Consider the following 14,262-nt stretch of genomic DNA (forward strand, 5'->3'; position numbering starts at 1 on the left):
TCCCGTCAGTCGTCGCCGCGGAGACGCCCGCGTGCCTCGTAGACGTCGGCCGCTTCGCGGATGAAACCGGCCGAGACCTTGGCGCTGTACTTGCTCTCCAACTCGGAGGCGATGTCGTAGAGCTCCTGCTTGGTGGAACGGTACGGCCGCAGCGCATCGTAGATGGCCAGCAGCCGCTCGTCGGCCACAGGGACCAGCTCTGCAGCCCGGCGGAGGTTACGGGCCAGCGAGGGCCGCCCCGAATCCTCGGCCACCTGGGCCTGCAGCTCGAGTGTCTCCGGGGAGATCCGGAAGTCCTCGGGCTTGAGGTCGCCGGACTTGACCTTGTCGAAGGTGAGTTCGGTGAGTTTCCTGCCGCTGTTGCTGACCACCATCTCGGGGTGCTTCTCCGCCAGCGGGTACTGCGCGACGCCTACCCGGTTGCCCGAACCTGTGGAGCGCTGCGGCCCGGTGTCCGACTTCTTGAAGGTCACCTGCTCGTTGCCGAGGTTCTTCATGACCTCGCTCATGATGTTGCGGATGAGTTGCTCTTGATCCATGTCAGTGTCCTAGACGTAAGCGGCCGTGACGGCCTGGGTCTTCTTGCTGAGCTGGCACAACTTCGTCTCCTTGTTATGCAGCAGGGCGGCGATCGCCTGGTACTTCGGCCTGGCCATCTGGTCGTTGCGCACCGGCACGGGGCTGGGGGATTCGCCCTTGGCGTACTTGGCGGCGTTCTTCCCGATGGCCCGGAAGGTCTCCAGATCGATCAGCGGGGCCTGGCTGAACAGCTCGAGGTTGCTCAGCGGCGCCAGGTCGCGTTGGTGGATCACCGTCGTGCCGCGGGACTGGATGCCGATCCCGACGCCGGAGCCGGAGAGCTTGGCCGCCTCGTGGGCGACGAAGCCGACGTCGGCCGTGCGGTAGATCTTGACGATCCGGTGTGTGAGGCCCTCCTCCTCAATGCCTGCGGCGATCTCCTTAAGCACCTGGCCGTGGGGCAGGCCGATGATCGTCTCGAAGATGTCGGAGCTGAACGCCGGCGACAGTCCGATCACGACCTCCCTGGGGTCCTGACCGCGTTCGGCTGCGCCGGTCTCGTTCAGCGTGACCGTGGCGGTGGGGCTCGACGGTGGGCTCGGCGGCGGGGTGGTGCCGCCCCGTTCGGCCACGATCTCGCGGATGACCTGCTCGATCAGTGACTTGATGGCTGTCTGATCCATGACGCTCACCTCAGATGCTCTCTGGCGTGACGGCCTGGCGGACCTGTTTGATCAGTTCCCAGGTCTCATCCGACATCTGGTAGCCGGTCATGGGGCCCGCGTAGTCGTTCGGGTTGTTGACGGCGGAGTCGACGTTGAAGTTCTCGTCGAAGATCGCCGCGGTGTGCAGGTAGTCGCCGGCCACCCGGCGCTTGAGCAGGTTGAACACGGCGTTGGCCACGTCCTCGTACCCGCCCCGGGAGAGGGCCTGCGCCACGTCCATGCCGGTGATGCCGCGCTTCATCATGTCTGCGGTGGACTTCAGGTCCTCCACGACGTTGCGCTTGGGCATGTCCTTGGAGCCGTGCGCGTAGGTGGCGGCCTCTACCTCTTCGTCGGTGATCTCGGTGAGGCCGAGCTCGCGGAAGGTGGCCTGGAGCGCCTTGGCCGCCTTGTTGCGGATGGCGATGACGTCGGCTTCCAGCACGGGCCTCAGCCCACCGTCGATGTGCAGGTCGCGCTGGATGATGTTCCAGTCGTCGTAGTCTTCCGCGTCCCAGTTCGAGCCGGCGAACATGTTGTCGTAGTTCGGCGTGGAGGAGTATCCCGAGCAGATGAAGTCCGTGCCCGGCACGAACTGCATCAGGGAACGCGCCACCCGGCGCAGGTCCGAGTGCGTGAAGGTCTGGTCGTTACTGGAGGCGCATTCCAGATCGAGCATCATCGCGATGAGGTTCTCCGCCAGGATGGCGCGGACGCCCTGCGGCACCGCGGCCGGCACGCCCACGCAGCTGACAGAGCCGTTCTGGGTGCCCTGGGAGCCGGCCGCCTTGGTGATGAACTGGCAGCGGGACTCGAGGTACAGCATCGACTTGCCCTCGGCGAAGCCCATCTGCACCTCGGAGCCGGTGCCGGAGGTGAAGCGCATCTTCAGGCCTCGCGACGCGTATGAGGAGGCGAGGAAGGCCTTGGACCACGGCGTGTCGTCGCCGTCCATGAAGACGTCCTCGGTGCCGTAGACGCTGACGGTCTCCGCGTAGGAGGTCAGGCCTCGCATGCCGAGCTCCAGCTCGGTGGCCTCTTCGGACGAGCACTGGGTGAGGATGCCGGGGCGGCCGGTCTGGGAGCCGACGAGGATGCTCAACGCGTTGAACGGCGCGTAGCGCACGATGCCCAGCGTGGTCTCCTCCTCGGCGAACCCGCGGATGGCGGCCTCGGCGGCGTCGGCGGCGATCTGTACAGGGTTGTCGGCGATGTTGGTGACGTGGCACTGGTTGGCAGGCGTCCTGCGGGCACGCAGCTTGGTGGCTGCCATCATCATCTCCAGCACGCTCATCTGACTGACGACCTCGGTGAGCTTCGCCGGGGTCATGGCCGTGGTGAGTGGGATGATCGTGGAGCGTGGCACGTTGATGTCACACAGCATGCGCGCCACCTGTAGCGAGTCCATGGCCATCGCCTCTTCGGCGCGCTCCAGGTTGATGCCGTAGGTGGCCACGAAGGTGTCGATCATGTCGAACTCGTCGCGGGACTTCCCGTCGAGTTCGACGACGACGCCGTCGCGGATCTTCAGCGACGGTTTGGGGTCGTTGGGGCTGTCCATCGCGATGAGGCCGACCTCGGCCCATTCGGTGACGAACCCGTCCTGGTTGACTGGACGCTTGTCCAGCACCTCGAATCTCTTGGATCGCATGGGAAACCTCAGATGTAGGGGGTGGTCGTCGACGTGGGTTCGCTGCCCAGGGCACCCAGCAGCGCGCGCCCGACATCGCGGGCTGCGATGATCGCCTGGCGAACCGCGCCGGAGTCGCCGCTGAAGGCCGAGATGACCTCGTTGGTGTAGCTGGTGCCGGAGGCCGGGCTGGAGTAGGCAACCACCTCGATGGTGGAGGCCTTCACCGCGGTGTCGGCCAGCACGACGCCGATGGCGGCGGGCGCGCCGACGGTGATGCCGAAGCTCTTGCCCAGGGGCGCGCCGAAGGCCTTGTTCAGGGCGTAGGAGGCGCGGGCGGTGTACTGGAACTCGAGGTGGCCCGCGTCATTGCCGTAGACGTCGCCGAAGGTGCGGTCGAGCTCCTCCAGGGTGACCTCGACGGCGCGGCGGGCGTCGGAGACGTCCTCGGCGCCGAAGACGATGAGCGAGCCGTGGCCGGCGCCGCCCTTGGTGTCGCGTGGCAACTCGATGACGAGGATTTCGCAGTTGGTGGCCTTGACGGCTTCGTCAGCGGCGAAGATCTGCGGGCCTGCGCCGGTGCGGGCGCCGATGATGCCGATGGAGCGGTACCTGGATTCCAACTTCATCATCTCGTGCAGTTGGGGATCGACGTTGGCGATGACCAGGCCGATCGTGTCGCCCAACGCATTGGTGCCGACGAACTCGGTGGCAGCGGGGCGCGATCCGGTTGCGGGGGAGGTATCGGCAGGGGCCGCGTTACCCATCTTCTTCATGACCTCTGCCATGACCTTGTTGATCATTTCGTCTGACATGGGATGCCTCACTTACTCCCGGTGGGGAGGATCTTCTCGACGTCGTTATGGGGGCGGGGGATCACGTGCACGCTGACGAGTTCGCCCACCTTGGCGGCGGAGGCTGCCCCGGCGTCCGTGGCGGCCTTGACGGCGCCCACGTCGCCGCGCACCAGCACAGTCACGAATCCCGCGCCGATCTTCTCGCTGCCGATGAGGGTGACGTTGGCCGATTTCACCATGGCGTCGGCCGCTTCGACGGCACCCACGAATCCCTTGGTCTCGACCATGCCGAGTGCTTCTTGCATGTGTGAACTCCTTTGTTCGAAAGTGCCGAGTCTGGCTACTTCCTCAACAATCTAGGCAGGCTTCGGGTACACGGATGCGGCCAGGTGTTACACAATCATGCTCTAGCTCGGGGTGCCTTTGGCGGCGCGCGGGGCAGTAGTTACAGTAGGTCAAAGGTGAGAGACGAGGAAGTCATGGACGCCACGGCGAAGCAACGCATCATTCAGGAGTTCGTGCCTGGAAAGCAGGTCACGCTGGCCCACATCATCGCCAACCCCGATGAGCCGCTGTACGCGAAACTGGGGTTGACGTCGAAGACCCGGGGCGCCATCGGCGTGCTCACCCTGACCCCCGGAGAGGCCGCTGTCATTGCCGCTGATGTGGCGACCAAGGCCTCCGGGGTCGAGTTGGCCTTCGTCGACCGCTTCTCCGGATCCCTGCTCGTGGTGGGGCGCCTCACCGACGTCGAGTCCGCCGTGCGCGGCGTCGTCGAGACCCTCGAAGGGGTCCTCGGGTTCACGCCCGCGCCGCTGACCAGGACGTGAGTGTCGTGGACTCGACGCTTCTTCTCGTGGGCAGCATCGGTGCAGGGAAGACCACGTTCCGGCAGCAACTGATGGAGCAGGACATCGATTACGCCAAGACCCAGTCGATCGAGGCCTTCGACGGCGTCATCGACACTCCCGGTGAATACCTTGAGTACGGCCGGCTCCGGCGGGCACTCCAGGTGGTTGCGTACGACGTCGACACCGTGGTGATGATGCTGGATCCCACCAGCGATGGGAACCGTATCCCTCCGGGCTTCGCTATCTCGTTCAACAAGCCCACGATCGGGATCGTCACCAAGATCGATCTGGCCAGCCCCACCCAGATCGCTGCCGCGGAAGAGCAGCTTGCGCAAGCTGGTGCAGAGCGCATCTACGCGGTCGACTCCCTCTCCGGCCGCGGTTTCGACGACGTCCGGGAGGCGCTGTGCCGAACGTGACGCTGGGGGATGTCGCCCCCTACGGCCTGCACCTGCGCAATCTCGTCGACGTCACGAAGCTGCAGGGGATCCAGGACGAGTTCGCCGCTGACACGGGCCTGGCCATGATCACGGTGGATTCGATGGGTAGCCCCGTTACGCAGGCCTCCGAGTTCAGCCCGCTGTGCAAGCTGTTGCGCCGTGACCCACAGGTGCGTCGGTTGTGCTTCTCCTGCGACGCCCACGGCGGATTCCAGTCCGCCATCGAGGGCAAACCCTTCGTGTACCGGTGCCATGCGGGGCTGGTCGACTTCTCGGTGTCGATCATGATGTCCCAGCACTTCCTCGGCGCGATTCTCGCCGGGCAGGTGTTCCTCGACCGGGGGCAGGAATCGCTGGGCAGGCTGATGCAGGCGGGCGGCCTGTCCGCAGAAGTCGGTGAAGAGGCCGATGAGCTGCTGTCCAGCATCAAGGTGGTGCAGTTGTCCAAGCTGGAGTCTGCGGCCGAGAAGATCGTGAAACTGGCCAACGATGCGCTGGGCCAGAGCAACACCACCTACAACATCGGGACCGGCCTGTACCTGGGGCGGGTGCGCGCGCCCCACGACGACGAGTCGCCGCTGGCTGGCACCCGCACGCATCTGCCGCTGGTGCTGGTGAATGCCTGCCCGACGCCTCGGCTCGACGCGCAGGCGCTGGCCGCCAACCTCCAGGCCGCAGACGTCGGCGCCAATCTGGACCTGCTCACCAGATACCTTGACGGACTGTTGCCGCGGTGGAGCCAGAAGATCCACCCGTCTGAGCTCGCGGAGTACGAGGACGTGCTCATCGGGTTGGCGACGGGGGAGGGGGTGCAGGTCGGGCGCGACATCTCCCAGAGCGTCATCCGCAACAGGAACCGGCGCCGGGCGCCGCTCAACCGCTACGAGTCCCAGGTCTACTGCGAGAAGCTCCTGATCCAGCTGCACAACCTCGTCGAGCCCACGCTCCTGCCGGGTGAGCGCACCGTCGCCTCCCTGCTCAACGAGATCGAGAGGAACCCCACCACGTTCGTCACCCTCGGCAAGGCCGCCGAGTACCTCATGTGGTCCGAATCCCACTTCGCGCGTCAGTTCAAGGAACACACCGGTCAGAGCTTCATCAACTACGTCACCGCCAAGCGGTTGGAGCGGGCCAAGTTCCTGCTGACGCACACCACCAAGCCGGTGCTGCGGATCGCCACCGAGTTGGGATTCCAGCCGCCGAACTACTTCTCGCGGACGTTCAAGAAGCATGAGGGCCTCACGCCCAGCGAGTTCCGCGAGCAACTTTCGAGGAGTACACCATGAAGCAGTTCAGGCTCGGCACCGAGGTGCGTATCGGGCATGAGGCACTCGCCGCGCTCGACGAGTTCGCCCACGCGCCGGTGCTGCTGGTCACCGACGAGTTCCTCTCGACCACCCAACCCTTCGCCGGTGTGCTGCAGAGGCTGGGCCCGGAGGTCAGCGTGTTCAAGGAGGTGGTGCCGAACCCGACGGTGGCCACCATCTCGCAAGGGGTGGCACGCTATCTGGCTGCCGGGCCCGAGGTGGTCGTCGCCTACGGCGGCGGCTCGGTCCTGGACGCGGCCAAGGGGATGCACAAGGCCGCCCTCGACTCCGGCTTCGGTGCCCCCGGCGGCATCGTCGCGATCCCCACCACCAGCGGCTCGGGCTCGGAGGTCACCTCCTTCGCGGTGATCACCGATGAGCAGTCGCACGCCAAGATCCCGCTCGTCTCCACGGACATGGTGGCCAGGCTGGCGATCTTGGACCCGGACGTCGTGGTCGGCGTCCCACCCCGCATCACCGCGGACTCCGGGATGGACGTGCTGACCCACGCGGTGGAGGCCTGCGTGTCGCTGGAGGCCTGCGATTTCTCCGACGCGCTGGCGGAGAAGGCTGTGGAGCTGGTCTTCGCCCACCTGCCACGGTGCTACACCCACGGGGACGACAGGGAGGCCAGGGGGCACATGCACAACGCCTCGTGCCTGGCGGCGATGGCATTTGACAACGTGGGCCTGGGTATCACCCACAGCCTCGCCCACGCGCTGGGCGGGCGGTTCGATGTGGCCCACGGGCGGTTGAACGCCATCCTCCTGCCCCACGTGATCGAGTTCAACGCTGAGCACAGTGACCGGGCCAAGGAACGCTACGCCCGTCTGGGCAGGATCCTGGCGCCCTCCGCCACCGGACGCGCAGCGGTGACCACCCTGATCGGCGCGGTCAGGAGGCTCAACACCGCCCTTGGAATCCCCGAGCGTCTCACCGGACTCGACGTGGTGGACACGGCGGCCCTGCAGGAGCAGATCGACGCGATGGTGGCGGCAGCGGCGGAGGACACGTGCACCCGTACCAATCCAGTGCAACCTCGCGTGGACGATCTTCGCGCCATACTCCTTGCTGCTATCTAAGGAGCTACTTCAGGCCGGAGGTGGTGAGCCCCTGCACCAGGTAGCGCTGCAGGAACAGGAAGACGAACAGCATCGGCAGCACCGCGACGAGCGAGCCCATGAACAACTCCGGATAACGCACGCCCTGGCTGGTCATGAACTGGCTGAGGGCCACCTGCACGGTGCGGGTGGCGTCGCGGCCGATGAGCGTGGGCCACAGGAACGCGTTCCAGGCGCCGATGAAGATGATGGTGCTGACCGCGGCGACGATGCCCATCGAGTTGGGCACCACCACCCGCCAGAACGAGGACCACGGGGAGCATCCGTCGACCAGCGCGGCGTCCTCGAGCTCGACGGGAAAGTCAATGAAGAACTGACGGAACAGGTAGGTGGCGAACGCCGAGAACATGCCGGGGATCACCAGGCCGCGGAACGTGTCCACCCAGCCGAGTTGCGCCGTCATGATGAACATCGGCAGGAACGTGGTGGTGGCCGGCACCATCAGGGTGAAGATCGTCAGCCCGAGGAGGACCTTCGCGAGCCGGTGGGTGTAGCGGGCCAGAGCGTAGCCGGCCAGCAGGGACACGAACACGGTGCCGCCGGTCTGCAGCACGGCCATGACTGCGGAGTTGAACAGCGCGCGGCCGATGCCGATGGTGTCGTTGGCCAGCAGGTTGTTGAAGTTCGTGAGGTTGAGTTGGTCCGGCAGCCAGTGCCACTTCGCCGCGGTGATGTGGCGCTGCGTCGAGAACGCATTGCGGACCATGACGTAGAACGGCAACAGGAAGAACAGCGCCAGCGCGATGAGCACGCCGTAGCGCAGGGCCAGGAGGGTGCGGTTCTGCCTCATGCGCGCACCTTCTTCGGTTTCTCCTGGCCTCGGCCCAGCGCCCAGGTCTGGGCGAGGCCGAACAGGACGATGATCGAGGTCAGGATCATGGTGCCGGCACCACCGACGCCCAGGTTCTGCTGGCCGCCGCCGAACGCGATCAGGTACAGGTGCACCAGGGGCGGGCGCCCGTACGGCGGATAGGAGCCGATCGAGCCCAGCATGTTGTAGAACTCGTCGAAGGCCTGGAAGGCGTTGATGAACAGCAGCATGATGACCGCGACGCTGGCGCCGCGTAGCTGGGGCAACGTGATGAACCGCAGCATCCGCCAGCCCGACGCACCGTCGATGGAGGCGGCCTCATAGGTCTCACGCGGGATCTGGTTGAGGCCTGCGATGAACAAGATCATGTAGAAGCCGACCTGCAGCCACAATCGCACCGAGATCAGGGCGACCCAGTACAGGTTGTTGCCGCCGCCCAGCCAGTTGACCGGATCGCCACCGAGGCTGCGGATGAAGGAGTTGATCATGCCGAAGCGCGCCCCGTTGAAGAACACGAAGCGCCACACGATGGCCGCGATGACGTAGCTGACGGCCATCGGGATGAAGAACACGGAGCGGAAGAACGCCTGCCCGTACTTGAGGTTGCTCAGCAGCATCGCGAGGCCCAGTGAGCACACATAGGTGAGCGGCACGATGAACACCGCAAAGAGCACGAACACCTTCAGCGAATCGCGGAACAGCCGGTCGTTGAAGAGGTAGCGGTAGTTGTCGAAGCCAACGAAGCGCGTGGGGTTGACGGTGTTGCGCGCGTCGAAGAACGACAAGTAGGCGCTCCAGGCGATGGGGACGTAGACGAAGATCGCCAGACCGATGAAGAAGGGTGCGACGAACGCCAGGAACCACAGGTTGCGGCCCTGGTGCCCGCGCACCCTTCTCCACACGAGGGGGTCAGCCCTTCAGGTTGGCCAGCTCGGTGGCGGCCAGTTCCTCGAAGCCGGCGAACTCGGCCTTCGGATCCACGCCGTTCTTCACCACGTTGCTGACGGCGGCGCCGAAGGCCTCACCAAGGGCACCGGACCACATGATGTCGTTGGTGAAGCCGTTCTCGGCGACGTACTTGGCCGCGTCCGCACCGGCACCGTCGGCCAACTTGGTGGCCTGGGTCACGAGGCCCGGCTTGGCGGGTACATGGGTGCCGTAGGCGTCGGAGAAGTCGACCTGCTTGTCCTCCTGGTCGATCCACAGCCACTTGACGAACTGCTTCGCGGCCTCGACGTTCTTGCCCTTGGCGGCCACGCAGGCGCCGAATGCGCCGAACGGCACGGCCGGGCGACCCTTCGGGCCGATGGCCGGGAAGGGGACGACGTCGACATCGTCGCCGAACGCCTCCTTGATCTCCGGCAGCGACCACAGGCCGCCCCACTGGAACGCTGCCTCTTCGTTGATGAAGGCCTCAGGCGAGTACCACTCGCCGGAAGCGGCCTGCACGACGCCACCGGATTCGGAGAACTCGCGGTAGGCGATCAGCGCGTTGTAGAAGTCGTCGGTCAGGAAGGCGGCCGCAGTGCGGTCGTCGTTGAGCTGTTCGTGGCCGGATGCCCAGATGAACATCGTGCCGAGCACGCCCACGCCACCGTCGTTGCCGGCGTAGAAGCCGCCCATGTCGGCGGTCTTGACGGCGTTGGCGGCTGTGACGAGCTCCTCGAACGTGGTGGGCGGCTTCACGCCTGCGGCCTCGAGGAGCGAGGGGCGGTAGTACAGCAGTTGCATGTCGACGGTCTGCGGGACGCCGTAGATCTTGCCCTCGAACATGAACCGGTCGATCACCGACGGGTTGAAGTCGGCCAGCACCGGATCCATGATGTCGTTCAGCGGCTCGAGTTGGCCCGCGCGGATCATGTCCAGCGAACCACCCTGCTCCACCTCGAAGACGTCTGGGACGTCATCGGTGAGCAACTGCGCCGCGAGGATCTGGGCATAGTCGCCAGGGGTCCACTTCACCTCGACGGTGGCGTCGGGGTACTCGGCCGCGTAGCGTTCGACGGCCTCCTTGACCCCTGCCTCGCCGTACTCGTGGTACCACTGCTGGAGCGTGACGTCACCGCCGGGGGCGTCGGCGGTCTCGGTGGCGCCGCCGTTCGTGGGATCGGTGGCGGGGGTGGTGGCCCCACCATCGGTGGTGGGGGGCGTCGGCGGTCTCGGTGGCGCCGCCGTTCGTGGGATCGGTGGCGGGGGTGGTGGCCCCACCATCGGTGGTGGGGTCGGCGCCGATGGGGTTGTTGTCCCCACAAGCGGCAAGGGTGGCGGCTGCGGCCAGACTGCCGCCGCCGATCAACAAGGTGCGTCGGTTGAGCTTCATGGGGGCAACCTTCCCACAACAGTGGCCGACATGAGCCCCCAACACGGTTTTTTCGCTGGTGGCGGACACCTCGAGGGCACCGTCTAGGCTGAGGCGGTGGCACAACTCCCAGATGGCGACCCAGCACCGGCCGACGGCTCGCTTCCCGCCTCCGCGCTGACAGTGGAAGCGCCGCTGTCGCTGTATGTGCACGTGCCCTTCTGCCGCACCCGATGCGGCTACTGCGACTTCAACACCTACACGCCCAGCGAGCTCGGCGACCTCTCGCCCGACACCTACCTCGGCGCTGCCCACGCCGAACTCGACCTCGCGTCGCGCATCCTGGGGGAGCGCCCCGTCGAGACGGTGTTCTTCGGTGGCGGCACCCCCACGATGCTGCCCGCGGAGGCGCTCACCGGCCTCCTCGCCGCCATCGATGAGCGGTTCGGCCTGGTGCCTGGTGCCGAGGTCACCACTGAGGCCAACCCGGACACCCTCACCCCCGCCTACCTGGCGCAGCTGCGCGAGGGGGGCTTCACCCGCCTGTCGCTGGGCTTCCAATCAGCCGTCCCGGAGGTGCTGGCGGTGCTCGAGCGCGTCCACACCCCGCGTCGAGGCCTCGACGCGGCCCACTGGGCCCGCAACGCCGGTTTCGAACACATCTCGCTGGACCTCATCTACGGCACACCTGGGGAATCCATGGAGGACTGGCGCACCAGCCTCGACGCCGTGACGGCCACCCCCGTCGACCACGTCAGCGCCTACTCCCTCATCGTGGAGAAGGGCACCCGCCTCGCACTGCAGGTGCGCCGCGGTGAGATCCCGATGCCGGACGACGACGATCTGGCGGACAAGTACCTCGTTGCCGACGAAGCGCTCACCGCCCTCGGCTTCGTGAACTACGAGGTCAGCAACTGGGCACGCCCGGGTGGCGAGTGCCGCCACAACCTCGCCTACTGGCGTGGCCACGACTGGTGGGGGATCGGGCCCGGCGCGCACTCGCACATCGGCGGGGTGCGCTTCTGGAATCGCAAGCACCCGCGCAGCTACGCTGGCTCCCTCGCCGAAGGCGAGTCCCCGGCCCTGGCCCGTGAGGTGTTGGGTGACGACGACAGGCGGGTCGAGCGCGTGCTGCTCGAGTTGCGCCTCGCCGAAGGTCTCGACCTGGGCGTCCTCACGCCGTCGGAACTCGCACGCGTCGACGAGATGGTGCGGCAGGGGTTGGTGGTGCGCTCCGAGACCCATCTGCAGCTGACCACGCGAGGTCGGTTGCTTGCCGACGGCGTGATCCGGGATCTGTTGGACTGAACCCATGGCCACCTCGAGGCTGACCCCGGCGGACCGGATCACGCTCACCCGTGCGGCCCTGGGGTTGACGTGCGCGGTGCTCGTCGTGATGACGCTGCTCGGGTATCTGCCGCAGCGCAACTGGCCGCTCTTCCTCCTGGCGGTGCCCACCACCGTCCTCGATGCCGTCGACGGCGCTGTCGCCCGCCGCACCGGAACGGTCACCCCGCGCGGGTCCCGATGGGACATGGAGGTCGACTCCGCGGTACTTCTCATCCTGAGCATCGCAGTGGTCCCGCTCGCCCCGTGGGCCCTCGTCATCGGGCTGGCGCGCTACCTGTTCTGGCTCGGCGGCCTGGCACGGCCGGGCTGGTTGCGCGCGCTGCCCTTCCGACAGTCCAGGCGACTGATCGCCGCGTTCCAGGCGGTGGCGCTCGTCGTGGCGTTGGCCCCCTTCCTCCCGCAGTGGGTGGGTCCGGTCATCACCTCAGTGGCCCTGGCACTGCTGCTCTTCTCCTTCTGCCGGGACATCGTCTTTCAGGAGAGGCGCCCTTGTGCTACTGTATTAAGTACCTAATACAGTAAGACATCAGGAGGTGGCATGGAGTTCAACGCCAGCAGCCCGATCTGGCTGCAGCTGGTCGACGAGTTCACCCGCCGCATCGTGGTCGGCCAGTGGCCGGCAGGATCCCGCATCGCGGGGGTCCGCGACCTGGCGGGCGAGCTGAAGGTCAACCCCAACACCGTCCAACGCGCCCTCGCCGAACTCGAGCGGCAGGGCCTCACCCGGTCCGAGAGGACCACCGGCCGCTTCGTCACCGACGACGCGGCCGCCATCGACGAAGCACGCCTCGGGCTCGCGACCGAGGCGGCAGACGACTTTTCGCGGCGCGCGCAGGGGCTCGGCATGAGCCTCAGCGCGGCGCGGGACCTACTGGGCCGACGCTGGTCGGCCACCTCGGAAGGAACCACATCATGACTGCACCGGCGATCCAGATCGCCCACCTGACCAAGAACTACGGGGCGTTCCCAGCCATCAACGACCTCTCGCTGACGCTGGGCGGAGGCCAGATAGTCGGGCTCCTCGGCGAGAACGGCTGCGGCAAGACGACGCTGTTGAAGGTCCTGGCGGGGGCATTGACCCAGTACGACGGCGAGGTCCTCGTCCACGGCCGGCCGATCGGCCCCGAGACCAAGGCGATGCTCAGCTTCCTCCCCGACGCCAGCTTCCTGGCCGACGGCGACACCATCGAGGCCTGCATCGGCATCTACCGCGACTTCTTCGACGACTTCTTCGAGGCCAAGTGCCGCAATCTCCTCGAGTTCTTCCAACTCGACAGCGCGCGCAAGCTCAACACCCTGTCGAAGGGCATGCGGGAGAAGGTCCAGATCGCGCTGGCCATGTCGCGCGACGCGAAGGTGTTCCTGCTGGACGAACCCATCTCCGGCGTGGATCCCGCCGCCCGCGACGTGCTCCTCGAAGCCATCGTGCGCGACCTGCCCGAGGGGGCCCTGGTGGTCATCTCCACGCATCTCATCCATGATCTGGAGCCCGTACTCGACTCCGTGGCGCTCATGCGGCACGGCCAGATCCTGCTCACCGGGGACGTTGACGACCTGCGGGCCGAACGCAACCTGTCCATCGACCAGCTCTTCCGGGAGGTCTACCGCTCATGATCGCCACCCTCTTCAAGCACGAGAGCCGGCGCACCCTGCGCTGGTTCGCCCTCATCGTCCTGGCCGGTGTAGTCGTGGCCGGCTCCTCGGCGCTGCTGGCCGCGGTGCTGCCAGCGCCCCTGAACGGTCTCTTCGCCGTCCTCGGCGCCATCGGCGCCGGTGCCGTCCCGGGCATCGTGCCGATCTGGCTCGGCATCGAGTTCTACCGCTCGTCCTATTCACGAACCGGCTACCTCACCCGAGCGCTGCCCGTGAAGGGCACCACGATCTTCTGGGTCAAGCTGGCCTATGCCTACGTGCTGAGCCTGCTCTCCGTTGTGGTGGGCCTCGCCCTGATGTACGTGGCCGCCATCGGGTTCACCGTGGCCGGCGGCGGCACGGTGGGGGACCTGAACAGGAGCCTCGCCGACACGTGGGCGATCATCGTCGAGACGCCCGGATGGGTCGTAGCGATGGTGGTGGCGCTGCTGTTCCTGCTTCCGCTGCAGTGGTTGGCGTCGTACTTCTTCGCCGCCACGAGGGGCAGCGAGGCGTGGAGTAACAAACTGGGGTTGGGTGGGCCCATCCTGGTGTGGTTCCTGTTCTACTTCGCCAGCCAGGCAGCCGGCCTCCTCGGGGCCCTGATCCCGCTCCAGGTCGCGTTCGTCGACGGGGCCCTGCGCCTCCAGGCCCAGTGGCTCAACATCTTCACCATGGACGATCAGAACATCGTCCCCGTCGGCGTGTTCCTCGGGATCGCCCTGGTGTCGCTGGTGGCCATCGTCTGGGCGGCGGTGTCGTTCGACCGCAAGGCGGAGCTGCGCTGATAGCGTCGCCCTC

Annotated in this window: 17 protein-coding genes; 9 read left to right on the forward strand and 8 right to left on the reverse strand. The window is 66.5% G+C overall.

The window, feature by feature from the left end:
* Positions 1-5 precede the first annotated feature (5 nt).
* Genes BN1186_RS11410 through BN1186_RS11430 form a run of 5 tightly spaced genes read right to left on the reverse strand, consistent with a single transcriptional unit; the run spans position 6 to position 3,955 of the window.
* On the reverse strand, positions 6-539 hold the full coding sequence (locus BN1186_RS11410) for a diol dehydratase small subunit (protein ID WP_040284204.1): 534 nt from the start codon (positions 537-539) through the stop codon (positions 6-8).
* A 9-nt stretch (positions 540-548) separates the two neighbouring features.
* Positions 549-1,202 (reverse strand): propanediol/glycerol family dehydratase medium subunit, encoded by a 654-nt coding sequence (locus BN1186_RS11415; protein WP_040284805.1) that lies wholly within the window; start codon positions 1,200-1,202, stop codon positions 549-551.
* Between the two features lie 10 nt (positions 1,203-1,212).
* Positions 1,213-2,874: a propanediol/glycerol family dehydratase large subunit gene (locus BN1186_RS11420; RefSeq protein ID WP_040284205.1), complete on the reverse strand. Its 1,662-nt coding sequence runs from the start codon at positions 2,872-2,874 to the stop codon at positions 1,213-1,215.
* A gap of 8 nt (positions 2,875-2,882) precedes the next feature.
* On the reverse strand, positions 2,883-3,668 hold the full coding sequence (pduB, locus tag BN1186_RS11425) for a propanediol utilization microcompartment protein PduB (RefSeq protein WP_040284206.1): 786 nt from the start codon (positions 3,666-3,668) through the stop codon (positions 2,883-2,885).
* A gap of 8 nt (positions 3,669-3,676) precedes the next feature.
* On the reverse strand, positions 3,677-3,955 hold the full coding sequence (locus BN1186_RS11430) for a BMC domain-containing protein (protein ID WP_040284207.1): 279 nt from the start codon (positions 3,953-3,955) through the stop codon (positions 3,677-3,679).
* Between the two features lie 156 nt (positions 3,956-4,111).
* Here BN1186_RS11430 and BN1186_RS11435 point away from each other — a divergent pair, with 156 nt between their 5' ends.
* Genes BN1186_RS11435 through BN1186_RS11450 form a run of 4 tightly spaced genes read left to right on the forward strand, consistent with a single transcriptional unit; the run spans position 4,112 to position 7,330 of the window.
* Positions 4,112-4,480: a BMC domain-containing protein gene (locus tag BN1186_RS11435; protein ID WP_425471498.1), complete on the forward strand. Its 369-nt coding sequence runs from the start codon at positions 4,112-4,114 to the stop codon at positions 4,478-4,480.
* Between the two features lie 26 nt (positions 4,481-4,506).
* Positions 4,507-4,920 (forward strand): EutP/PduV family microcompartment system protein, encoded by a 414-nt coding sequence (locus BN1186_RS11440; RefSeq protein WP_246043304.1) that lies wholly within the window; start codon positions 4,507-4,509, stop codon positions 4,918-4,920.
* A complete protein-coding gene (locus BN1186_RS11445; protein WP_052460097.1) occupies positions 4,908-6,227 on the forward strand; it encodes a PocR ligand-binding domain-containing protein in 1,320 nt (439 codons plus the stop codon). Before BN1186_RS11440 ends, BN1186_RS11445 begins: the two co-directional genes overlap by 13 nt.
* Positions 6,224-7,330, forward strand: a complete 1,107-nt coding sequence (locus tag BN1186_RS11450) for a 1-propanol dehydrogenase PduQ (protein WP_040284210.1) — start codon at positions 6,224-6,226, stop codon at positions 7,328-7,330. The genes BN1186_RS11445 and BN1186_RS11450 overlap by 4 nt, the downstream gene beginning before the upstream one ends.
* 4 nt (positions 7,331-7,334) lie before the next feature.
* Here the strand turns inward: BN1186_RS11450 and BN1186_RS11455 are convergent, their stop codons facing one another.
* Genes BN1186_RS11455 through BN1186_RS11465 form a run of 3 tightly spaced genes read right to left on the reverse strand, consistent with a single transcriptional unit; the run spans position 7,335 to position 10,391 of the window.
* Complete coding sequence (locus tag BN1186_RS11455; protein WP_040284211.1) at positions 7,335-8,159, reverse strand: carbohydrate ABC transporter permease; 825 nt, start codon at positions 8,157-8,159, stop codon at positions 7,335-7,337.
* Positions 8,156-9,070 carry a carbohydrate ABC transporter permease gene (locus BN1186_RS11460; RefSeq protein WP_139651074.1) on the reverse strand — a complete coding sequence of 305 codons (915 nt, stop codon included), beginning with the start codon at positions 9,068-9,070 and terminating at the stop codon, positions 8,156-8,158. Before BN1186_RS11460 ends, BN1186_RS11455 begins: the two co-directional genes overlap by 4 nt.
* A gap of 19 nt (positions 9,071-9,089) precedes the next feature.
* Positions 9,090-10,391, reverse strand: a complete 1,302-nt coding sequence (locus tag BN1186_RS11465) for an ABC transporter substrate-binding protein (RefSeq protein WP_082031360.1) — start codon at positions 10,389-10,391, stop codon at positions 9,090-9,092.
* A gap of 205 nt (positions 10,392-10,596) precedes the next feature.
* Between BN1186_RS11465 and hemW the strand changes: the two genes are divergently transcribed.
* From hemW to BN1186_RS11490, 5 genes are read left to right on the forward strand one after another with little or no spacing between them, the layout of a single operon-like run.
* Positions 10,597-11,787: a radical SAM family heme chaperone HemW gene (hemW, locus tag BN1186_RS11470; protein ID WP_040284213.1), complete on the forward strand. Its 1,191-nt coding sequence runs from the start codon at positions 10,597-10,599 to the stop codon at positions 11,785-11,787.
* Positions 11,788-11,791: 4 nt separating this feature from the next.
* Positions 11,792-12,343 carry a CDP-alcohol phosphatidyltransferase family protein gene (locus BN1186_RS11475; RefSeq protein WP_052460098.1) on the forward strand — a complete coding sequence of 184 codons (552 nt, stop codon included), beginning with the start codon at positions 11,792-11,794 and terminating at the stop codon, positions 12,341-12,343.
* 24 nt (positions 12,344-12,367) lie between these two features.
* Positions 12,368-12,745 carry a GntR family transcriptional regulator gene (locus tag BN1186_RS11480; RefSeq protein ID WP_040284214.1) on the forward strand — a complete coding sequence of 126 codons (378 nt, stop codon included), beginning with the start codon at positions 12,368-12,370 and terminating at the stop codon, positions 12,743-12,745.
* The gene (locus BN1186_RS11485) at positions 12,742-13,443 is read left to right on the forward strand and encodes an ABC transporter ATP-binding protein (RefSeq protein WP_040284215.1); all 702 of its coding nucleotides are present in this window, start codon (positions 12,742-12,744) and stop codon (positions 13,441-13,443) included. Before BN1186_RS11480 ends, BN1186_RS11485 begins: the two co-directional genes overlap by 4 nt.
* Positions 13,440-14,249, forward strand: a complete 810-nt coding sequence (locus BN1186_RS11490; protein ID WP_040284216.1) for a hypothetical protein — start codon at positions 13,440-13,442, stop codon at positions 14,247-14,249. Before BN1186_RS11485 ends, BN1186_RS11490 begins: the two co-directional genes overlap by 4 nt.
* Positions 14,250-14,262 lie beyond the last annotated feature (13 nt).

It is taken from the genome of Tessaracoccus massiliensis (assembly GCF_000826065.2).
Lineage (GTDB): Bacteria > Actinomycetota > Actinomycetes > Propionibacteriales > Propionibacteriaceae > Arachnia > Arachnia massiliensis_A.